The organism is Azospirillum ramasamyi (assembly GCF_003233655.1).
Taxonomy (GTDB): Bacteria; Pseudomonadota; Alphaproteobacteria; order Azospirillales; family Azospirillaceae; genus Azospirillum; species Azospirillum ramasamyi.
On the sequence record NZ_CP029829.1, the window covers coordinates 499,555 to 519,773 of the forward strand.

The following is a 20,219-nucleotide window of genomic DNA, read 5'->3' on the forward strand; positions in this document are numbered from 1 at the left end:
ACGGTTCTGCCGAGGTGGCCGGCGGTAAGAATCTTCCCACCGCCTTGCCGGCGCGGCTATGGTCTGCCTCCAAACCGCGTCCCAAGTATCGAACGCATGAGTATCGAACGCATGGCCCCGACGCGGGCCGCACCAGGGAAGGGAGAAGCATCATGACCGGTCGGATCGACGCGCGCCTGGCGGAACTGGGAATCGAGCTGCCGCAGGCCGCGGCCCCGGTGGCGGCCTATGTGCCCTACACCCGTTCGGGCAACACCCTTTACATCTCGGGCCAGGTCACGGTCTGGAACGGCGAGCGCAAGTTCGTCGGCAAGGTCGGCCAGGACTTCACGGTGGAGCAGGGCAAGGAAGCGGCGCGCCTTTGCGCGCTGAACATCCTGGCCCAGGCCAAGGCCGCACTGGGCGGCGACCTGGACCGCGTCACCCGCGTGCTGCGGCTGGGCGGCTTCGTCAACTCCGGCCCGGACTTCCACGATCATCCGCTGGTGATCAACGGCGCGTCGGAACTGATGCGCGACGTATTCGGCGAAGCCGGCCAGCATGCCCGCGCCGCGGTCGGCGCCCCATCGCTGCCCGGCAACGTCGCGGTCGAGGTCGACGCCATCCTGGAAGTGGCCTGACCCGCGTCACGGCGGTGCGGGCGTCTTGCCGCAAAGCGGCATGAGGCTTACCTCCTTGCCATCGTTCAAGGAGACGCATGCATGCCCGACGGCAACGACGCGATCACCGTCAAAGTTCTGACCGGGATCGGCGAGGCGGACCAGCAGGGCTGGGACGCCTGCGCCGGTCCCGGCAACCCGTTCCTGTCCCACGCCTTTCTCCTGGCGCTGGAGGAGTCGGGCTCGGCGAACCGCAAGTCGGGCTGGCGTCCCAGCCATCTCGCCGCCTATGACGGTTCCGGCCGGATGGTGGGCGCGGTGCCCGCCTATCTGAAAAGCCATTCCTACGGCGAATATGTCTTCGACCATGCCTGGGCCAACGCCTATGAGCGGGCGGGCGGCAGCTATTACCCCAAGCTGCAGGTAGCGGTGCCCTTCACGCCGGTGCCTGGGCCGCGCCTGCTGGCGGCGCCGGGACCGCGGGCGGATGCCGTCGCCGATGCTTTGATTTCGGCGCTGGAGCAGGTCGCGGAACGCTACGGCGTCTCTTCCGCCCATGTCACCTTCCCGGAGCGTGCGGACTGGGACCGGCTGGGGCAGGCCGGCTGGCTGCAGCGGACCGGCGTGCAGTATCATTGGCACAACCGCGGCTATGGCAGCTTCGACGAATTCCTGGAGGCGCTGAACTCCCGCAAGCGCAAGGCGATCCGCAAGGAAAGGCGCGAAGTCGCCGACAGCAGCGTCCGCCTGCACACCCTGACCGGCGACGAACTGAAGCCGCAGCATTGGGACGCCTTCCACCGCTTCTACCTGGACACGGCCGACCGCAAATGGGGCGGCGGCTATCTCAACCGCCGCTTCTTCGACCTGCTGGGCGAGACGATGGCCGACCGGGTGGTTCTGGTGATGTGCGAGGATGGCGGGGAGTGGGTGGCGGGGGCGCTGAACCTGCTGGGCGACGATGCGCTGTACGGCCGCAACTGGGGCTCGGATGGGAGCTACCGCTTTCTGCATTTCGAGGCCTGCTATTACCGCGCGCTGGATTTCGCCATTGAACGCGGGCTGGCGCGCGTCGAAGCGGGCGCGCAGGGCGAACACAAGATCCAGCGCGGCTACATGCCGGTGCCGACCTACAGCGCCCATTGGATCGCCGACCCCGGTTTCCGCCGCGCAGTGGACCGCTATCTGGCGCAGGAACGCCCGGCGGTGGCGGCGGAGATCGAGGCGCTGGGCGACGAACTGTCGCCCTACCGGCGGGAGGGCTAGGGCCAAAGCGAATTTGCATTCGCTTTGGATTCACATGACCTCATTCGCCGGTCGGGCTTCGGCCGCGTGAGCGGCCGGAACCGCCGTCGCGGTCCACAGCGGATTGCAATCCGCTTTAAACCCAGCCGGCCAGCACCGCGGCGGCATCGCTTTCCCGCAAGGGCGCGCGTTCCGGCGGCGGGGCGCCGTCGACGCGCAGGCCCATCAGCGTTTCCACCAGCGGTTCCGGCCCGGCCGTGACGCGGATCTGGCCGCGCGCGGCGACATGCGGGTGGGTGGGCACCTCGGCCAGTTCGGGCAACGCCTCGAAACAGCAGTCGACGGGATCGAGCAGGGCCTTCCACTCCGCCAGCGTCCGCGTCGCGAACAGCGCCTCCAACTCCGCGGTCAGGGCGGTCTGGGGCAGCGGGTCGTCCTGCCGGGCGATCCAGTCGGGGCGGCCGACCGCTTCGCAGAAGCCTTGCCAGAACTTGGCCTCCAGCGCCGACAGGGTGGCGAAGCGGCCATCGGCGGTGCGATAGATGCGATAGCAGGCGGCGCCGCCCGACAGCAGCGCCTCGGCGCGCTTCGGCATGGTGCCGCGCGCCGCCGCCGTCAGGTTCAAGCCCTGCCAGCCCAACACCGATTCCATGATCGACAGATCGAGGAAACAGCCTTGTCCCGACCGTTCCCGCCCGAACAGCGCGCCGGCCACCGCCAGCGCCGTCTGCTGGGCCGAGGCGAAATCCGCCACCGGCAGATAGCTGATGACCGGGCGGTCCGGCAGCCCGGAGGCGTCGAGCCCGCCGCCGACCGCCATGTAGTTCAGGTCGTGCCCGGCCCGCGTGGCGTAGGGGCCGTCATAGCCCCAGCCCGACAGGCTGGCATGCACCAGCCGCGGATTGATCTGCCGCAGCCGCTCGCGCCCCAGCCCCAGCTTGTCCATCACGCCCGGCCGGTAGCTCTCGATCAGCGCATCGGCCTTCGCCAACAGGTCTTCCAGAGCCTTGCGCCCCTCCGCCGACTTCAGGTCGAGGCGGATGACGGTCTTGCCGGCGTTCAGCAGCTTGTAGGCGGCGGTGGTGCCGTCGCTGTCGGCGGGGCCCAGCCGGCGCAGCGGATCGCCCGCCGGAGGCTCCACCTTCACCACCGTGGCGCCCAGATCGCCCAGCAACTGGGCCGCATGCGGTCCCGGCAGGTACTGGCCGAGGTCGATGACGCGCAGTCCGGTCAGGAAGGGCAGGGGCATGGCGGTGCTCGCTCTTGGTTGCTTGACCTTCGGCTGGCGTTCCGGGGGGTGACGCAGTCTAAGAAATCTCACCCACCCGTAACGCTCATGTGCCGCCCGACGGCCGGGCCCTGGTGCCGGCGGTCGATGATGAAGTCGTGGCCCTTGGGCTTGCGGGTGATGGCTTCGCGCACCGCGTCGATCAGCGGGCCGTCCTCGTCGCTGACGCGCAGCGGCGTGCGCAGGTCGGCGGCGTCCTCCTGGCCCAGGCACATGTACAGCGTGCCGGTGCAGGTCAGCCGCACGCGGTTGCAGCTTTCGCAGAAATTGTGGGTCAGCGGCGTGATGAAGCCGACGCGCTGGCCGGTCTCCTCCACCCGCACATAGCGGGCGGGGCCGCCGGTGCGGTGGTCGCTCTCGGTCAGGGTCCAGCGCTTCTGCAGCTCGGCCTTCAGCATGGTCAGCGGCCAATACTGGTCCATGCGGGCGCCCTCGCCGATGTCGCCCATCGGCATGACCTCGATGAAGGTCAGGTCGAAGCCCTGCTCGCCGCACCACGCCACCATGCGGTGGACTTCATCGTCGTTGACGCCCTTCAGCGCCACCGTGTTGATCTTGATCTTCAGCCCGGCGTCCTTGGCCGCCTGGATGCCGCCCAGGATCTTGTCCAGCTTGCCCCAGCGGGTGATGGCCTGGAACTTGTGCGGGTCCAGCGTGTCGAGCGAGACGTTGATCCGCCGCACCCCGGCCTCGTAGAGCCCGGCCGCATGCTTGAACAGCATGGTGCCGTTGGTGGTCAGCGTCAGCTCGTCCAGGTCGCCCGATTCGATGTGGCGGCCGAGCGAGCGGATCAGCCGCATCACGTCGCGCCGCACCAGCGGCTCGCCGCCGGTCAGGCGCAGCTTGCGGGTGCCCAGCTTCACGAAGGCGCTGCACAGCCGGTCCAGCTCCTCCAGCGTCAGAACCTCCGCCTTGGGCAGGAAGCTCATGTCCTCCGCCATGCAGTAGACGCAGCGAAGGTCGCAGCGGTCGGTCACCGACACGCGCAGATACTCCACCTTCCGGCCGAACGGGTCGATCAGCGGAGCGGTGGCGGCTGGCGATTTGGCTTCGGACACTGAATCGGTCATCGGTGGACTCCACGGGCGGCCGCTGGCGGGCCGCCACAGTATATGTTCGCTACACATACGATGTGCAACGATCGCGGGAGCGTATTCCACATCACGGTATGCCGGCTTTGACGGCGATCAAGAGTTCGTCGCTTCATATCAGCTTCTGCCGCACCGCCGCCAGTTGTGCTTCCCTCTGGGCCTCCTCGCGTTCGCGCAGGTCGTCTTCGGTGGTGCGGGGCAGCGGCGGGCGGCCCATGGCGAAGGGATCGTTGCCGCGCTCGAACTGGTCGCGGACGCGGCAATCCTCGCACATGCGGATGCGGTTGGCGGCCTCCGGCGTCGCGAACATCGCGTGCTTGCCCGCCAGCGTCGTCACGATCTTCTCGATCGCCGACTTGGCAGCGAAGGGCTTGCCGCAGGACACGCAGCAGAAGGGCTCCTCCTCCTTGATAACCGTCGCGCCGCGCGCCTGGTCACGGAAATCGATCTCCGGCACCAGCGAGATGACCTTCTCGGGGCAGGTGGTCTTGCACAGGCCGCACTGCACGCAGGCATCCTGGGAGAAGGACAGCATCGGCTTGTCGGGATTGTCGAGCAGCGCGCCCGTGGGGCAGGCGCCGACGCAGGACAGGCAGAGCGTGCAGCCCGCCACATCCACCGACACCCGGCCGAAGGGGGCGCCCGGCGGCAGCGGCAGGACATCCACGGGGGCGGGGGCGGCCTTGTGCAGGTGGCGCAGGGCCAGCATGGTGACGGTGCGCTTCGGCCCCATCGGCAGGAACATGCCGGCCTCCACCGTGTCGGCGGGGAGCGCCCACAGCTCGTCCGCCACCGCGTCGGGATCGGCGGCGTCGATCACCGCCACCCGGCCGGACCCGTAGCCGAGCCCGCTGAAGGCGGCCTCCGCCAGCCCGACCTGCGAGGCCAGCCCGGCGGTCTCCCCCTCGTTCTCCGGCCCGGTCAGCACGCGGACATGGGTGCAGCCATAGGCGAGCGCCAGCGCGAACAGGTCGAAGCCGACCTGCGTCACCTCGTGCAGGGCGAAGGGCAGCACGCGGGCCGGCAGGCCGCGGCCGTGCCGGGACATCATGCCGACCAGTTCGTCGCCGTGGCGCGGATCGTGGATCAGCAGGGCGGGGGCGGCGCCGCCGGCCTTGCGGTAGGTGGTCAGCAGCGTGCGCAGCCGCTCATACACCGTGGCGGCGGGCGGCAGGGCATAGGTGGCGGCGCCGGTCGGGCAGACCGCGGCGCAGGATCCGCAGCCGGCGCAGACATGCGGGTCGATGGCCACATGGTCGCCGTTGGGCGTGACCGCGCCGGTCGGGCAGACGTCGAGGCAGCGGGTGCAGCCGGTCTTGCGGCTGCGGGAATGGGCGCAGAGATCGGCCTTGAAGTCGACGAAGCGCGGCTTCTCGAACTCGCCGACCAGATCGGCCATCTCCATCAGGGCCTTCGCCACCTCGACCGGGCTGTCGGGGTCGGGGCGGAGGTAGCCGTCGCGGCGCTTGTGGTCGGGGAACAGCGGCGTGCCGCCGGTCAGGTCGAGGATCAGGTCGCAGCGGGCCGACGCCCCTTGCCGCACCGGCTCGAACCCCAGCGTCCCGCGCGAGGAGGGCAATGCCGGGGCATAGTCGTCCACCACGATCTCGAAGGCGCCGACCCAGCCGCGTCCGCTGCGGATGCGCCCGCGGAAGATCGCGACGTCCATCACCTGCGGCGGCGCGATGTCCTTGGGGTTGGTCAGCAGGACGGTGACGTCCAGATGCTTCGCCAGCTGGCGCCCGGCCTCGATGGCGCGCTCGTCGGCGCCGTAGACCAGGCAGGTGCCCTGGGAGGTCAGGGTCAGGGCGCCGGTGGGCGGGATCGGCAGGGCGGCCTCGGCCAGCAGCGCCGCGATCTTCGGCAGCGCCTGGGCGCCCTCGTCCGACCAGCCGGCGCGCTCGCGGATGTTGGTGAAGGTCACCGACGTGTCCGGCGCCACTTCCTCCGCGATTTCACTGAAAAGCGGTGCTTCCTGCGTGCAGGCGACCAGCAGCGGCTGGCCGTTGGCAACCGCCTTCTCGAAGCGGTCGAGCTGCGCCCGGCACAGCTGGGTATGCACGGTGACGGCGCTGCCGTCGCCGCATGCCTTGCCCAGAGCCGTCCCGTCCAGCGCGATGCTGTGCGCGCAGTCGCAGACGAGCACCGTCCGATCGCCGATCTTCATCGTCCCAAAAACTCCTGTCGCTTGGGGCTGACGCCCCTGGCCTTCCGACACTCATATGGGGGAATGCCTCGCGATGGGAACGGGAATCTTATCGTGATCGATCCGGATGAACACTGACTGGCGCGTTGACCGGCGCGTTGACCGGCGCGTTCCTGCGGCCCTCCCGGATCGGCAGGGCCGCAGGAAACCCGTCTTCCTTACGCCCCCGGCTCGTTGGCGTTGGGGAAGAACAGCTGTTCGCCGTTGATGGCGTATTCGGCGATGGCCTTCTGGCCCTCGGGCGAGACCAGCCAGTCGACGAAGGCCTGCCCGTCGGCCGCCTTGACGTGGGCGAACTTGGCCGGGTTGACCACCATCGCGCCATACTGGTTGAACAGGCGCTTGTCGCCCTCCACCAGCACCGTCAGCGGGCCGCGGTTCTTGAAGTTCAGCCAGGTGCCGCGGTCGGCCAGGGCATAGCCGTTCATCGCGGCGGCGGTGTTCAGCGTCGGACCCATGCCCTGGCCGATGGAGCGGTACCAGCTCTCCTTGGGCTCCGCCTTGGCCGGGTCGAGGTTGGCGGTCTTCCACAGCGCGAGTTCGGCCTTGTGCGTGCCGCTGTCGTCGCCGCGCGACACGAAGGGGGCCTTGGCGGCGGCGATCTTCGCCAGGGCGGCGGAGACGTCCTTGCCGCCCTTGATGCCGGCCGGGTCGGCGGCCGGGCCGACGATGACGAAGTCGTTGTACATCACCGGCTTGCGCTCGGTGGAGAAGCCTTCGGCGACGAACTTCTCTTCCGACGGCTTGTGGTGGACGAACAGCACGTCGGCATCGCCGCGCTTGGCGAGGTCGATGGCCTGGCCGGTGCCCTTGGCGACGACCCGCACCTCGATGCCCGTCTTGGCGGTGAATTTCGGCAGGATGGAGCCGAACAGGCCGGAATCCTCGGTCGAGGTGGTGGAGGCCACCGTGATGAAACGGTCGGCGGCCGACGCGGCCGACGCGGCCGACGGGGCGGCAGCCTGGATCAGGCCGGTCATGGCCGCGGCGGCGGCGGCTCCCAGCACGAACGAACGGCGCAGCATCACTTAACTCCTCCGACTGGCGTTGTTGCCGGGAAGGCATAGCGCAGACCGGCCGCCGATGCAAAGGCTTGCCAAGCTTCCGTCATTTTTACCGCCTGCCGGAATAACCGGCCCGGATCAGACCCGCGCTCCCGTTTCCTTCAGCATGGACGCGGTGAGGTTGACGGCCAGCGACAGGGTCATCAGGACGAGGCCGAGCGCCAGCGCCATCGGCAGGTCGCCCTTGCTGGTTTCCAGCGCGATGGCCGTGGTCATGACGCGGGTGACATGCTCGATGTTGCCGCCGACGATCATCACCGCCCCGACCTCCGCCGACGCGCGGCCGAACCCGGCGAGCACGGTGGTGACGAGGCTCCAGCGCGCCTCCGCCAGCAGGGTCGCCATCCGCCGGAACGGCCCGGCGCCGGTCACGCGCAGAACGTCGTCATACTCGAACAGCAGATCCTCCACCGTCTGGCGGGAGAGGGAGGCGATGATCGGCACGATCATCACCGTCTGGGCGACGATCATGGCCGTGGGCGTGAACAGCAGCCCCAGCACGCCGAACGGGCCGGAGCGCGACAGCAGCAGGTAGACCAGCAGCCCGACCACCACCGGCGGCAGCCCCATCATCGTGTTCAGCACGACGGCGACGGCGCGCCGCCCGGGAAATTTCAGCGCGGCGACCGCGGCGCCGAGCGGCAGCCCGATCAGCGTGGCGGCGGCGACGGCGGTCAGGCTGACCCGCAACGACAGTCCGACGATCTGCAGCAGCGCCTCGTCCAGCGTTGTGATCATGGATATGGCCAACGTCATGGCCTGGGAAAAATCTTGCATGGTGTCCAGATCAAAAAATGGAATTGCATGGGCCGGGGGCTTGTCCCAAGACCGGCCCTCGCCCACACTCGTGCGCATGAGCCCTATCATGAGTCTTAAGACCTTCACCATAGCGCCGGACCCGGCGGACCCCAAGTTGACGGAGCGCGTGCGCGGTCTGGATCAGGACGGCCGCGAGATCGAAACCGCCGTCACGGTGGAAAGGCCGCTGACCCTGTACCTGAACGGGCAGGAAATCGTCACGATGATGACGATCGGCGACTATCCCGATTGTCTGGCCGTCGGCTATCTGCTGAACCAGAACATGCTGCGGCGCGACGACCGCATCACCGGCATTGACGTGGACGAGGAAACCGACACCGTCGTCGTCCGCACCGAGCGCGCGACCGACTATGAAGCCAAGCTGAAGAAGAAGACGCTGACCTCCGGCTGCGCCCAGGGCACCGCCTTCGGCGACGTGATGGAAACCTTCGAGTCCGTCAGCCTGCCCGCCGACGTGCGGCTCCGCACCTCGTGGATCTACGCGCTGTCCAGGCAGATCAACCTGCAGCCCAGCCTGTATCTGGAGGCTGGCGCCATCCATGGTTGCGTGCTGTGTCAGGAGGACCGGCCGCTGGTCTACATGGAGGACGTCGGCCGCCACAATGCGGTGGACAAGGTCGCCGGCTACATGCATCTGAACGGCATTCCGGCCGGGGACAAGATTTTCTACACCACCGGGCGCCTGACCTCTGAGATGGTCATCAAGACGGTGCAGATGGGCATTCCGATCCTGATCTCGCGCTCCGGCTTCACCGCCTGGGGCGTGCAGCTGGCGCGGCAGGCCAACCTGACGCTGGTCGGCCGGGCCAAGGGCAAGCGCTTCATCGCGCTGGCCGGCACCGACCGGCTGGTCTTCGACACCGATGGAGCCCTGGCCGATGCCTCCGGTGCAGCCGACGAGGACCGCCGGCATGCACGCAAGGGAAGCCGCGATGATGACTGAGACAGCACACCGGGATATTGGCGGCGTCCTGCTGGCCGGGGGCCTGTCGCGCCGGATGGGCGGCGGCGACAAGTGCCTGCGTCCACTGGGCGGCCGGACCATCCTGGAGCGGATCGTCGCCACCGTCCGGCCGCAGGTCGGCCCGCTGGTGCTGAACGCCAACGGCGACCCGGCCCGCTTCGCCCATCTCCATCTGCCGGTCGCGGCGGATGTGGTGGAGGGCTATGCCGGCCCGCTCGCCGGCGTGCTGACCGGCATGGAGTGGATGCGCGGCACCGCCCCCGGCGTCGCCTGGGTCGCCAGCTTCGCCACCGACGCGCCCTTCATCCCGCGCGACCTCGTTTCCCGCATGGCGGCGGCGCTGGAGCGCGAGGGCGCCGATCTCGCCTGCGCCCGGTCCGCCGGTCAGGAGCATCCCGTCTTCGGTCTGTGGCCGATCCGCCTGGCCGGCGATCTGCGCCGGGCGATGGTGGATGAGGGCATCCGCAAGGTCGATGCCTGGACCGCCCGCTACCGGCTGGCCGTCGCCGACTTCGACGTCGGGCCGGTCGATCCCTTCTTCAACACCAACCGGCCGGAGGATCTGGCCGAGGCGGAACGCCTGCTGGCGTCGGGACATGTGTGATGACTGAACAGCTTGCTCCCCAATCGCTTGAGCGCATCGAGACCATGCCGCTGGGCATCGTGGTGGAGCGCCGCCGCGGCGTCACCGCCTGGGCCGACTGGAGCTGGCGCCCGGTGTCGGTCATCCCCGGCGCCGGCCCGGTCGATCCGCCCGGCCGCCTCCTGATGGAGGGCGAGGGCTGGAGCCAAAGCCATGCCGTCACCCTGACGCTGGAGCTGTTCCGCACCGACACCGAGGGCTACCGCCTGAACCTGTCGCAGGACCCGCCGCGCCTGTGGGTGGTGATGCGCCCCGGTGCGGATGGCGAGGAGCTGGTGCCCTTCATCGTCACCGCGTCGGCCCATGAAGGGGAGGGCTATCAGGTCGGCAGCGACGTGGTGGAAACCGTGCCGATGCCGGCGGAAGTGATCGCGCTGGTCCGCGATTTCGTCGAGCAGCACCATGTCGACGTCCCCTTCCACAAGCGCGAACGCAAGCGCCACTTCGAGAAGGAGGAGCGGCGGCGATGAGCGATGAAGCCTTCCTGTCGCGCTGGTCGCGCCTGAAACGCACCGCCGTCAAGCCGGAACCGGAGGCCGTCGACGTTGCGCCGCCCGTCGAGGCGGTGCCGCATCCGGTCGCGGTCGCCGAGGAAGTGCCGGCCGATTCCGCCCTGCCGGACGCTTTGACCAGCGCCACGGAGGACGCGGATGGCGAAACCGACGACCCGCTGAAGGATCTGCCGCCGGTCGAGGAGTTGACCGGCGAGTCCGACTACACCCCCTTCCTGCGCGCCGAGGTGCCGGAGGATGTGCACCGTCAGGCATTGCGTAAGCTGTGGACCTCCGATCCGATCTACGCCAATGACGACGGATTGAAGGACTATGCCGACGATTATGCCAGCCTGTTCACCGGCAATGTCCCGGTGAAGACCCTCTACCGCGTCGGTGAAGGGTTCCTGAACATGCTGGACGAGAAGGCGGAGGGCGGTCCCGACGCCTTGCCGTCGGCGGATGCCGAGGCCGTTGCCGGGGACGACACTCCCACCTCTCAACCTGCGATCCCCTCGCCGCCCGGTCCACACGCAAACGAGGTTTGCACCGACGCGGCAGACAAAGCTTCGGTCCCCCGGCAGCGGGGAGAGGGGTAGGGGAGGGAGCGCGCGGCGGACCTTCATCACCCCGCGCGCTACCCAGAATGTCTCCTCCACACACTGCGCGCCTCCCTCGCAATTTCCTTCCCGAATTGCGACCGATTGACGCACCAGATTGGACCCCTTCAAAACCGCGGGGCGCTCTGCTCGTGTGGGCATAGCGCCGCGACAAAGATTCATTTGTCCCCTCTTCCGGGCGCGTCCTTGGTTGACAAATGGATAGGTTCAGTCCTTCTATTATCTGGCTGCGCAATGCTAAGCCGTTGTAAGGCAACGGCTTTTCGCAAGTGCATCAAAAGAGGTTGGTGACGGGGTCATCGAACGGCGCGCGGCACGGCCGCGGACGCCGGCACCCCCGTCTGTGTGTCCGGGAGGAGTTTGCGGCACGTGTCCAGGGCCGTCGATCATACCGTTCCCCCCGCGGTCGCGGAGGAGGAGCTGCTGCGCGCGCAGGTCTACACCCTGCTGGCGCGCCTGCTGTCGCGCGCACCCGACGCGGACTTCCTGAGCGCGCTGTCCGGCGTGGCGGGGGAGGGCGGCGAATTCGGCGCGGCGCTGAACCAGTTGGCCGAAGCGGCGCGCGACAGCGATCCCGCGGCGGTCGAGGAGGAGTTCACGACCCTCTTCATCGGCGTCGGCGGCAGCGAGCGCACTCCCTATGGCTCCTACTACCTGACCGGATTCCTGAACGAGAAGCCGCTGGCGGAGCTGCGCGTCGACATGGCGCGGCTGGGCATCGCCCGCGCGGACGGCGTGACGGAACCCGAGGATCACATCGCAGCGCTGTGCGAGATGATGGCCGGCCTGATCGGCGGCGAATTCGCGCCGGAGGACGGCGGCACGGTCGATCTCGAAGCGCAGCGGGCATTCTTCGACCGCCATGTCGGCTCCTGGGCCGGGCGGTTCTTCGCGGATTTGGAGACCTCGCCGTCGGCCCGTTTCTACCGGGCGGTCGGTGCGGTCGGACGTGGTTTTCTGGCGGTCGAGGCGCGTGCCTTCGACCTTGCGGCGTAAAGGTGAGGAGCGAAGCCATGACGCGGGAAGCGGTCAAAGCCAAAGAAGAAGCTGCAAAGCAGAACAGGAACATGCAGAACACGGACAAGACGCTGGCCCGTCGCGACCTGTTCCGCGTCGCCGGCCTGGGTGTCGGTGCGCTGGGCGCCGTCGCCGCCGGGGTGACCGCGACCAGCGGGACCGCGGAAGCCGCCCCGGCGGAAACCGTCTCCACCGGCTACCGTGAGACCGACCATGTCCGGCGGGTCTACGAACTGAGCCGCTTCTAAGAGGAACGCCCCGATGCTCATCAAGAAAAGCTCGGCCACCTCGGGCGGCCGTCACCTTGCCCGCACGCTGACCCAGACGCTGGCGTCCGCCACCGGCGTCACCGTCGACCGCCGCGCCTTCCTGCGCACCTCCGGCATCGCCGCCGGCGGCGCCGCGCTCGCCTCCACGATGCCGTTCGGCATGGTGAAGAAGGCCGACGCCGCCACTGCGGCGGCCGTCGCCGGCGCGCCCGTCAAGCAGGTCAAGTCGGTCTGCACCCACTGCTCGGTCGGCTGCACCGTGGTGGCCGAAGTGCAGAACGGCGTCTGGATCGGGCAGGAGCCCGGCTTCGACAGCCCGATCAATCTCGGCGCGCACTGCGCCAAGGGCGCGTCCGTGCGCGAGCACGCCCACGGCGACCGCCGCCTGCGCTATCCGATGAAGTTGGTCGACGGCAAGTGGACCCGGATCAGCTGGGACCAGGCGATCGAGGAGGTCGGCTCCAAGCTGCTGTCGATCCGCGAGCAGTCCGGCCCGGATTCGGTGTTCTGGCTCGGTTCCGCCAAGCACAGCAACGAGCAGGCCTATCTGTTCCGCAAGTTCGCGGCGTTCTGGGGCACCAACAACGTCGACCACCAGGCGCGCATCTGCCACTCCACCACCGTCGCCGGCGTGGCGAACGTCTGGGGCTACGGCGCCATGACGAACAGCTACAACGACATCCAGAAGTCGCGCGCGCTGTTCTTCATCGGCTCCAACGCCGCCGAGGCGCACCCCGTCTCCATGCTGCATGTGCTGAAGGCGAAGGAGCAGAACAACGCGCCGCTGATCGTCGCCGATCCGCGCTTCACCCGTACCGCCGCCAAGGCCGACGAGTATATCCGCTTCCGTCCGGGCACCGACGTGGCGCTGGTCTGGGGCATCCTCTGGCACATTCTGCAGAACGGCTGGGAGGACAAGGACTACATCGCCAAGCGCGTCTACGGCTTCGACGACATCCGCGCCGAAGTCGCCAAGTGGACGCCGGAAGAGGTCGAGCGCGTCGCCGGCGTTCCGGGTTCGCAGCTTCAGCGCGTGGCCCGCACGCTGGCCTTCAACCGTCCGGGCACCCTGGTCTGGTGCATGGGCGGCACCCAGCACCACATCGGCAACAACAACACCCGCGCCTATTGCGTGCTGCAGCTGGCGCTGGGCAATGTCGGCGTGGCCGGCGGCGGCACCAACATCTTCCGCGGCCACGACAACGTGCAGGGCGCGACCGATTTCGGCGTGACCTCCGACAGCCTGCCCGGCTACTACGGCTTGGCCGAGGGCGCGTGGCGCCACTGGGCGCGCGTCTGGGACGTGCCGTACGACGACGTGCTGGCCCGCTTCAAGGACAAGAAGCTGATGGAGGCCACCGGCATCCCGGTGTCCCGTTGGTTCGACGGCGTCCTGGAAGCCAAGGAGAACCTGGACCAGCCGAACCCGGTCAAGGGCATGGTCTTCTGGGGCCACGCGCCGAACAGCCAGGTCCGTCTGCCCGACATGAAGAAGGCGATGGAGAAGCTGGAACTGCTGGTCGTCGTCGATCCGTTCCCGACGATGACCGCCGTTCTGCCCGACCGCAAGGACAACTTCTACCTGCTGCCGGCCGCCACCCAGTTCGAGACCGTCGGGTCGCGCACCGCGTCCAACCGTTCCGTCCAGTGGTCCGACAAGATCATGGAGCCGCTCTTCGAATCGAAGGTGGACCATGAGATCATGTACCTGTTCGCGAAGAAGTTCGGTTTCGCCGAGCCGCTGTTCAAGAACATCAAGGTCGAGGGCACCATCCCGGTGATCGAGGACATCACCCGGGAATGGAACCGCGGCATGTGGTCGGTCGGCTACACCGGTCAGTCGCCGGAGCGGCTGAAGCTGCACATGGAAAATCAGCACACCTTCGACAAGACGACGCTGCGCGCCGTCGGCGGCCCGTGCGACGGCGATTACTTCGGCCTGCCGTGGCCCTGCTGGGGCACGCCGGAGATGAAGCATCCGGGCACGGCCAACCTGTACGACACCTCGCTGCCGGTGGCCGAGGGCGGCGGCGCCTTCCGCGCCCGCTTCGGCGTGGAGCGCAACGGCGTGACGCTGCTGGCCGAGGGCTCCTATCCGGTAGGGTCGGAGATCAAGGACGGCTATCCGGAAGTCACCATGGCGATGCTCCAGAAGCTGGGCTTCGACAAGGATCTGACGCCGGAGGAACTGGCGGTCATCCAGAAGATCGGCGGAGACAAGATCGGCGCCGTGTCCTGGACCACCGACCTGTCGGGCGGCATCCAGCGCGTGGCGATCAAGCACGGCCTGAATCCGCCGGGCAACGCCAAGGCGCGCTGCATCGCCTGGAACTTCCCGGACCCGGTTCCGATCCACCGCGAGCCGCTCTACACGCCGCGCCGTGATCTGGTCGCCAGCTATCCGACCTACGCGGACACCAAGTCCTGGCGCGTGCCGACCCTGTACAAGTCCATCCAGGACCGCGACGTCTCGAAGGAATACCCGATCATCCTCACCTCTGGCCGTCTGGTCGAGTATGAGGGCGGCGGCGACGAGACCCGTTCCAACCCCTGGCTGGCCGAGCTGCAGCAGGACATGTTCGTCGAGATCAACCCGTTCGACGCCAACAACGCCGGCATCAAGAACGGCCAGCTGGTCTGGGTGGAAGGCCCGGAAAAGGGCAAGGTGAAGGTCAAGGCCATGATCACCGAGCGTGTCGGCCGCGGCGTCGCCTTCATGCCTTTCCATTTCGGCGGCGTGTTCCAGGGGCAGGATCTGCGCTCCAAGTACCCGGCCGGGGCCGACCCGATCGTGCTGGGCGAGGCCGCCAACACGGCGACCACCTACGGCTACGATTCGGTGACCCAGATGCAGGAAACCAAGACCACCCTTTGCCGCATCCAGGCGGCCTGACGCGCGGGAGTTTGAACCATGGCCCGGATGAAATTCCTGTGCGACGCCGAGCGCTGCATCGAGTGCAACGCCTGCGTCACCGCCTGCAAGAACGAGCATGAGGTGCCTTGGGGCATCAACCGCCGCCGTGTCGTCACCATCAACGACGGCAAGCCGGGGGAGCGGACGATCTCGGTCGCCTGCATGCATTGCTCCGACGCGCCCTGCATGGCGGTCTGCCCGGTCGACTGCTTCTACCAGACCGCCGAAGGCGTGGTCCTGCACAACAAGGATCTGTGCATCGGCTGCGGCTACTGCTTCTACGCCTGCCCGTTCGGTGCGCCGCAGTACCCGCAGGCCGGCAACTTCGGCACCCGCGGCAAGATGGACAAGTGCACCTTCTGCTCGGGTGGTCCCGAGGCCGACAATTCGGAGGCGGAGTACAAGAAGTACGGCCGCAACCGTCTGGCCGAAGGCAAGCTGCCGCTCTGTGCCGAGATGTGCTCGACCAAGGCGCTGCTGGCCGGTGACGCCGACAAGGTGTCGGACATCTACCGCGAGCGCGTCACCGCCCGCGGCTTCGGTTCCGGCGCCTGGGGCTGGGGCACCGCCTACGAGACCAAGTCCGGTCAGGAGCGCGGCCAGCCCGGCGGCTCGCTGTTCCAGGGCACCGGCGGTGCGGCCGGCGGGACTCCTGTGCAGAAGCAGGGGCTGTGACAGTGACGATGGTGGGGACGCGCACCGTCCTGTTGGCGTTCGGCGCCGCGCTCCTTCTGGCCGGGTGCCAGGAGGACGCGGCACCGCGTCCGATCCATCTGGACAAGGGTGTCTACCGGGGCACGGCCGACACGCCGCGCACCGCGGACGAGGTGCGGGCGCTGCAAGAGCGCGCCGCATATCAGGGTGTGCGATAGGGAGCGTCCGATGGAAGGTCATCGCATGAAGGCGGCTGCCGCCGCTCTGCTGCTCGGGTTCGGCCTTGCCTGCGGCGCGGCATCGCCCGTCGCGGCGCAGTCCAGCGTCCGTGTCGGCGGTCCGGTCGATCAGCCGGTCAACAGCCAGCAGATCGACCGCGATGCGCCGCCGGTGCCGTCCCAGGTTCCGGGGAAGAGCATAGCGGAAACCTGGCACGGCATCCGCCTGGGCGAGCAGGGCACCGTCTCGATCCCCAACAAGCAGGCCGGCGTTCTGATCCAGTCGGAAGGCGAGGCCTGGCGCGCGGTGCGCAACGGACCGCTTACCGAGTACGGCACCTGGGTGCTCGCCGGCATCGTCGCCCTGCTGGTTCTGTTCTTCCTGGTCCGCGGGCGCATCCGCATCGACGGTGAGAAGACCGGCCGCACCATCGAGCGCTTCAATGCCTTCGAGCGCGGCGTCCACTGGCTGACCGCCAGCAGCTTCGTCGTGCTCGCCATTTCCGGCCTGAACGTGCTGTACGGCCGCTACACGCTGCTGCCGCTGATCGGGCCGGAGCCTTTCGCCGCCATCACCCATTACGGCAAGCTGGCGCACAATTTCCTGGGCTTCGCCTTCATCCTGGGCGTGGCGCTGATCCTTGTCATGTGGGCCCGGCACAACATCCCGTCCCGTCATGACCTGACCTGGTTCCTGAAGGCGGGCGGCCTGTTCTCCAAGGGCGTCCACCCGCCGGCGCACAAGTTCAACGGCGGTCAGAAGATCATCTTCTGGTCCACCGTGGTCGGCGGTGCGGCGCTGGGCTTCACCGGCGTGCAGCTGATCTTCCCCTTCAGCTTCGCAACGCTCGAGGAACTGCAGCTCTATCAGCTGCTCCACGCCGCCATCGCGATCATCATGATCGCCATCATCCTGGCGCACATCTACATCGGCTCCGTCGGCATGGAAGGCGCCTTCGACGCCATGGGCGACGGTCAAGTCGAACTGCAATGGGCGCGCGAGCACCATTCGCTGTGGGTCGAGGAAGTGACCGGCGAGAAGGTGCACCACGGTCACCACCACGGCAGGCCGGCTGAGTAAGGTTTAGGCGACAACGAATGCCCCCGCCTTGATCCTCTCCCGCTTTGCGGGGGAGGGTTGGGGCGGGGGCAATGCGTTGCAAGGTCAACCCCCTTGACCTCCACCGGACTCCATGGCCCCTTTGGCGCTCCCCAATCTCGGACGCGCCCGCCATGATTTCCCATCTCCCCGAACGCCGGTCCGTGATCGACGGCTGCCTCGCCATGAACCGGCTGGGCATCAACCAGGGGATGTCGGGCAACCTGTCGCATCGGGTCGAAGGCGGATTCCTGGTCACGCCGACCAGCATGGCCTACGACGCCATGACCCCGGACGACATCGTCGAGATGGGCTTCGACGGCACCTATCTGGGCAATCGCCGCCCATCGTCGGAATGGCGGATCCATCGCGACATCCTGCGGGCGCGGCCGGACGTGATGGTCGTGCTGCATGCCCATCCGACCTTCGCCACCGCGCTGGCGGTGCATGGCCGCGGCATCCCGTCCTTCCATTACATGGTGGCGCTGGCCGGCGGCGATTCGGTCCGCTGCGCCCCTTACGCCACCTTCGGCACACAGGAGTTGTCGGACCACGCGCTGACGGCGCTGGAGGGACGGCTCGCCTGTCTTCTCGCCAACCACGGCATGATCGTGCTGGGGGCGAGCGTTCAGGCCGCCCTGTCCCTGGGCGTGGAGATCGAGACTCTGGCCCGGCAGTATCTCTATGCCCAGCAACTGGGCGAGCCCAGGATCCTGCCGCCCGACGAGATCGCGCGGGTGGCGGAGAAGATGCGGCGGATGAAGTACGGCCAACCGGTCGACGACAACGATGCACCGGAGGATACCGCGCGCCCGCGCCGCTGACGGTCGGGCGTCGGGTTACGGCCCGATCTGGGTCATCAGGGAGGTGCCGGCGAGATGTCCCGCCGGCTTCAGCGACGCGACCCGCAGCAGGGGCTTGGCGTTTCCGACCGCCTCGACCTGCAGCGCACGTTCTTCGGCCGGAGCCTCATAGACGGCGGGGAGGGCGATGGTGATGCGGGTTCCCTGGCCGGGCTCGCTCGCCACTTCGATGTCCCCGCCCAGCATCGCGGTGTAATGGCCGACCAGGGTCAGGCCGAGCCCGGCGCCGCGCGGCTTGCCCTGCCCACGGGTGGCCACCGCGCCGGTGCCGGTCGCCTGGACGAAGGGCTGGAACAGCCGGCCGGTCTGCGCGCTGGGAAATCCGCGGCCGGTATCCGCCACGATGAAGCGATACCAGCTGGCGCCGTTGCGCTCCACCTTCTCCGCCGACAGGGTGACGGTGCCCTCCTGCGTGAACTTGCACGCGTTGTCGAGCAGGTTCAGCAGGGTCTGCCGCACCTTGGTGAAGTCGGAATGCATCTGCCCGAGCCCGGCGGGGGCGGACAGTTCCAGCGCGTTGCCGTAGAGGTCGGCGGCGGGCATCGACCGCTCGCGCGCTTCGGTCAGCAGCCGGTTGATGTCGAAGTCCTGCAGGCAGACGTCCATCGCCCCGGCTTCGATCTTCGCGTAGTCCAGCAGCGCATCGACCAGGGTGGTCAGCTGTTCCCCGGTCCATTGGATATGCTCGACGTCGGTCGCCAGTTCGTCGACGCCCAGCCGGTGCAGGTCGGTCATCAGCGACTGGCTGGCGTTGACGATCTCGGTCAGCGGTCCATGCAGTTCCTGTCCCATATTGACCAGGAAATCGCTCTTGGCCTGGCTTGCGGCCTCGGCCATCGCCTTCTCGCGCTGAAGGCGGGTGTGCTCCACCTCCGCCTCCCGGCGTTCGCGTTCGGTTTCCTCGGCGGTGGCGCGCAGCGTTTCGACCGCGCGGGCCATGGCAGCGATCTCGTCCTGACCGGACAGCGCCGGCAGCGTCACGTCGGTGCGGCCGGCGGCCAGCGCCGTTACCGCCGTCGCCATGGTCTTCATCGGCGCGGCCACGCTGCGCTGGACCAGCCAGAGCGCCAGCAGCCCGGCCAGCAGGATCGCACCGCCGATCCACAGCGCGACTGTGGTGTAGCCCGACAGCCCGTCGGCCAGCGTGCCGCGCAGGGCCTGGGTCCGCGCCTCCGCCCGGCGGCGGATCTCGCCCAGATTGGCGGCGATGCCGGCGGCGTTGGCGGCCATCGCCTCGGCGCGCAGGGTGTCCTCTTCGGCGACGGCCGTTTCGATCGCGGTCAGCACGCCGCCGGCCTTGGACAGCAACGCCGTAACCTCGTCGATCGCCTGCTTGGTGCCGGGAACCCACAGGTAGCGGTTCATCTCGGCCAGCCGGTCGCGGGCGACGGCGAGTTGGGCGCGCATCGCCTCCGCATCCTGCGGATCGCGGCGGTCGATGTAGCGGGTCAGGTGGTCCTGCATCAGCAGCACGGCGATGGCGGCGTCGCTGGCCAAAGCGGTCGAATCGACGCCGCCCGCACCCTTGAGCTGGTCCAGCTTCCGGCGGGTCTGGGCGACCATCGGTTCAAGCACGCCGGCGATCTGGTCGCTGCGCTCGCCGCGCAGGGCGATCACCGTCTGCACTGCGGCCCAATAATCGTCGAACGCCGACTTGGCCTTGTCGACGCCCTGCCGGTCCGCGATCTCCACCGCACCCTTGGACAAGGTGTCGAGCCGCTCGCGCAGCGTATCGTGCCGCCAGGAGGCGTCGAGCAGGCTCTGGTCGTCGCCGTAGGTCAGATGGTCGCGCACGGCGACCTCAAGGTCGCGCAGGCTGACATCGGCGTCCGCCGCCGCCTGAGACAGGTCGGCGCGGCCGGAGAAGGCGCCGATGTCGCGCTGGGCCGCATAAAACCAGCCGAAGCCGACCAGCGCCAGCAGGACCACGAGCCCGAGCGCGATACCGAAGCCCGTGCTGACCCGGGCCGACACGGTCATGTCGCGGAATCGGGTCCGGCGGCCGCTCCGGGACAGAATGCCGTTCCGCTTCACACCGACTCCCGCTTGCGCTGTGCCTGACGATTCGCAGGGGCGGCCACACCCTGTCGGCCGGCTCCCGCGCGGCGCGGATTGTAGCTTGGTGATCCCCGCAGGCAAACAGACAAGTGCGCGA

18 protein-coding genes are annotated in these 20,219 nt (G+C 68.4%); 12 read left to right on the forward strand and 6 right to left on the reverse strand.

From position 1 onward, the window contains the following. Positions 1-152 precede the first annotated feature (152 nt). Positions 153-620: a RidA family protein gene (locus DM194_RS02295; protein WP_111065733.1), complete on the forward strand. Its 468-nt coding sequence runs from the start codon at positions 153-155 to the stop codon at positions 618-620. An 81-nt stretch (positions 621-701) separates the two neighbouring features. Further along, a complete protein-coding gene (locus DM194_RS02300; RefSeq protein ID WP_111065734.1) occupies positions 702-1,865 on the forward strand; it encodes a GNAT family N-acetyltransferase in 1,164 nt (387 codons plus the stop codon). Positions 1,866-1,980: 115 nt separating this feature from the next. Here the strand turns inward: DM194_RS02300 and DM194_RS02305 are convergent, their stop codons facing one another. The 5 genes from DM194_RS02305 to DM194_RS02325 form a co-directional block, all read right to left on the reverse strand. Next, on the reverse strand, positions 1,981-3,093 hold the full coding sequence (locus tag DM194_RS02305; protein ID WP_111065735.1) for a CaiB/BaiF CoA transferase family protein: 1,113 nt from the start codon (positions 3,091-3,093) through the stop codon (positions 1,981-1,983). A 68-nt stretch (positions 3,094-3,161) separates the two neighbouring features. Further along, positions 3,162-4,202: a GTP 3',8-cyclase MoaA gene (gene moaA / locus DM194_RS02310; protein WP_111065736.1), complete on the reverse strand. Its 1,041-nt coding sequence runs from the start codon at positions 4,200-4,202 to the stop codon at positions 3,162-3,164. A 133-nt stretch (positions 4,203-4,335) separates the two neighbouring features. After that, positions 4,336-6,390 (reverse strand): 4Fe-4S dicluster domain-containing protein, encoded by a 2,055-nt coding sequence (locus DM194_RS02315; protein WP_111065737.1) that lies wholly within the window; start codon positions 6,388-6,390, stop codon positions 4,336-4,338. 197 nt (positions 6,391-6,587) lie between these two features. Then, positions 6,588-7,454, reverse strand: a complete 867-nt coding sequence (locus DM194_RS02320; protein ID WP_176581362.1) for an ABC transporter substrate-binding protein — start codon at positions 7,452-7,454, stop codon at positions 6,588-6,590. A 117-nt stretch (positions 7,455-7,571) separates the two neighbouring features. Continuing rightward, complete coding sequence (locus tag DM194_RS02325; protein WP_425457262.1) at positions 7,572-8,231, reverse strand: ABC transporter permease; 660 nt, start codon at positions 8,229-8,231, stop codon at positions 7,572-7,574. 127 nt (positions 8,232-8,358) lie between these two features. On the opposite strand from DM194_RS02325, the gene fdhD reads away from it, so the two are divergent. From fdhD to DM194_RS02380, 10 genes are all read left to right on the forward strand, one after another. After that, on the forward strand, positions 8,359-9,255 hold the full coding sequence (gene fdhD, locus DM194_RS02330; RefSeq protein WP_111065739.1) for a formate dehydrogenase accessory sulfurtransferase FdhD: 897 nt from the start codon (positions 8,359-8,361) through the stop codon (positions 9,253-9,255). Beyond that, on the forward strand, positions 9,245-9,880 hold the full coding sequence (mobA, locus tag DM194_RS02335; protein ID WP_111065740.1) for a molybdenum cofactor guanylyltransferase MobA: 636 nt from the start codon (positions 9,245-9,247) through the stop codon (positions 9,878-9,880). The genes fdhD and mobA overlap by 11 nt, the downstream gene beginning before the upstream one ends. Next, entirely contained in the window at positions 9,880-10,389 is a 510-nt protein-coding gene (locus DM194_RS02340) for a DUF3305 domain-containing protein (protein WP_111065741.1), read from the forward strand. Before mobA ends, DM194_RS02340 begins: the two co-directional genes overlap by 1 nt. Continuing rightward, positions 10,386-11,009, forward strand: coding sequence for a DUF3306 domain-containing protein (locus DM194_RS02345; protein WP_111065742.1), 624 nt, complete (start codon positions 10,386-10,388; stop codon positions 11,007-11,009). Before DM194_RS02340 ends, DM194_RS02345 begins: the two co-directional genes overlap by 4 nt. A gap of 390 nt (positions 11,010-11,399) precedes the next feature. Further along, a complete protein-coding gene (locus tag DM194_RS02350) occupies positions 11,400-12,026 on the forward strand; it encodes a TorD/DmsD family molecular chaperone (RefSeq protein WP_111065743.1) in 627 nt (208 codons plus the stop codon). A gap of 71 nt (positions 12,027-12,097) precedes the next feature. Next, on the forward strand, positions 12,098-12,295 hold the full coding sequence (locus tag DM194_RS02355) for a formate dehydrogenase (RefSeq protein WP_111065744.1): 198 nt from the start codon (positions 12,098-12,100) through the stop codon (positions 12,293-12,295). A 13-nt stretch (positions 12,296-12,308) separates the two neighbouring features. After that, the gene (locus DM194_RS02360; protein WP_111065745.1) at positions 12,309-15,209 is read left to right on the forward strand and encodes a formate dehydrogenase subunit alpha; all 2,901 of its coding nucleotides are present in this window, start codon (positions 12,309-12,311) and stop codon (positions 15,207-15,209) included. Positions 15,210-15,227: 18 nt separating this feature from the next. Continuing rightward, the gene (fdh3B, locus tag DM194_RS02365) at positions 15,228-15,905 is read left to right on the forward strand and encodes a formate dehydrogenase FDH3 subunit beta (protein ID WP_111065746.1); all 678 of its coding nucleotides are present in this window, start codon (positions 15,228-15,230) and stop codon (positions 15,903-15,905) included. Between the two features lie 222 nt (positions 15,906-16,127). Then, positions 16,128-17,183 (forward strand): formate dehydrogenase subunit gamma, encoded by a 1,056-nt coding sequence (locus DM194_RS02375; protein WP_111065748.1) that lies wholly within the window; start codon positions 16,128-16,130, stop codon positions 17,181-17,183. Positions 17,184-17,335: 152 nt separating this feature from the next. Next, the gene (locus tag DM194_RS02380) at positions 17,336-18,025 is read left to right on the forward strand and encodes a class II aldolase/adducin family protein (RefSeq protein WP_111065749.1); all 690 of its coding nucleotides are present in this window, start codon (positions 17,336-17,338) and stop codon (positions 18,023-18,025) included. 15 nt (positions 18,026-18,040) lie between these two features. On the opposite strand, the gene DM194_RS02385 is transcribed toward DM194_RS02380, so the two are convergent. Further along, a complete protein-coding gene (locus DM194_RS02385; RefSeq protein ID WP_246024250.1) occupies positions 18,041-20,044 on the reverse strand; it encodes a sensor histidine kinase in 2,004 nt (667 codons plus the stop codon). Positions 20,045-20,219 lie beyond the last annotated feature (175 nt).

Excerpts from the sequence above, each read along its gene's own strand:
- DM194_RS02295 (WP_111065733.1), top strand. The coding sequence starts at position 153 with ATGACCGGTCGGATCGACGCGCGCCTGGCGGAACTGGGAATCGAGCTG.
- DM194_RS02300 (WP_111065734.1), top strand. The coding sequence starts at position 702 with ATGCCCGACGGCAACGACGCGATCACCGTCAAAGTTCTGACCGGGATC.
- DM194_RS02305 (WP_111065735.1), bottom strand. The coding sequence starts at position 3,093 with ATGCCCCTGCCCTTCCTGACCGGACTGCGCGTCATCGACCTCGGCCAG.
- moaA (WP_111065736.1), bottom strand. The coding sequence starts at position 4,202 with ATGACCGATTCAGTGTCCGAAGCCAAATCGCCAGCCGCCACCGCTCCG.
- DM194_RS02315 (WP_111065737.1), bottom strand. The coding sequence starts at position 6,390 with ATGAAGATCGGCGATCGGACGGTGCTCGTCTGCGACTGCGCGCACAGC.
- DM194_RS02320 (WP_176581362.1), bottom strand. The coding sequence starts at position 7,454 with ATGCTGCGCCGTTCGTTCGTGCTGGGAGCCGCCGCCGCCGCGGCCATG.
- DM194_RS02325 (WP_425457262.1), bottom strand. The coding sequence starts at position 8,231 with ATGATCACAACGCTGGACGAGGCGCTGCTGCAGATCGTCGGACTGTCG.
- fdhD (WP_111065739.1), top strand. The coding sequence starts at position 8,359 with ATGAGTCTTAAGACCTTCACCATAGCGCCGGACCCGGCGGACCCCAAG.
- mobA (WP_111065740.1), top strand. The coding sequence starts at position 9,245 with ATGATGACTGAGACAGCACACCGGGATATTGGCGGCGTCCTGCTGGCC.
- DM194_RS02340 (WP_111065741.1), top strand. The coding sequence starts at position 9,880 with ATGACTGAACAGCTTGCTCCCCAATCGCTTGAGCGCATCGAGACCATG.
- DM194_RS02345 (WP_111065742.1), top strand. The coding sequence starts at position 10,386 with ATGAGCGATGAAGCCTTCCTGTCGCGCTGGTCGCGCCTGAAACGCACC.
- DM194_RS02355 (WP_111065744.1), top strand. The coding sequence starts at position 12,098 with ATGCAGAACACGGACAAGACGCTGGCCCGTCGCGACCTGTTCCGCGTC.
- DM194_RS02360 (WP_111065745.1), top strand. The coding sequence starts at position 12,309 with ATGCTCATCAAGAAAAGCTCGGCCACCTCGGGCGGCCGTCACCTTGCC.
- fdh3B (WP_111065746.1), top strand. The coding sequence starts at position 15,228 with ATGGCCCGGATGAAATTCCTGTGCGACGCCGAGCGCTGCATCGAGTGC.
- DM194_RS02375 (WP_111065748.1), top strand. The coding sequence starts at position 16,128 with ATGAAGGCGGCTGCCGCCGCTCTGCTGCTCGGGTTCGGCCTTGCCTGC.
- DM194_RS02380 (WP_111065749.1), top strand. The coding sequence starts at position 17,336 with ATGATTTCCCATCTCCCCGAACGCCGGTCCGTGATCGACGGCTGCCTC.
- DM194_RS02385 (WP_246024250.1), bottom strand. The coding sequence starts at position 20,044 with ATGACCGTGTCGGCCCGGGTCAGCACGGGCTTCGGTATCGCGCTCGGG.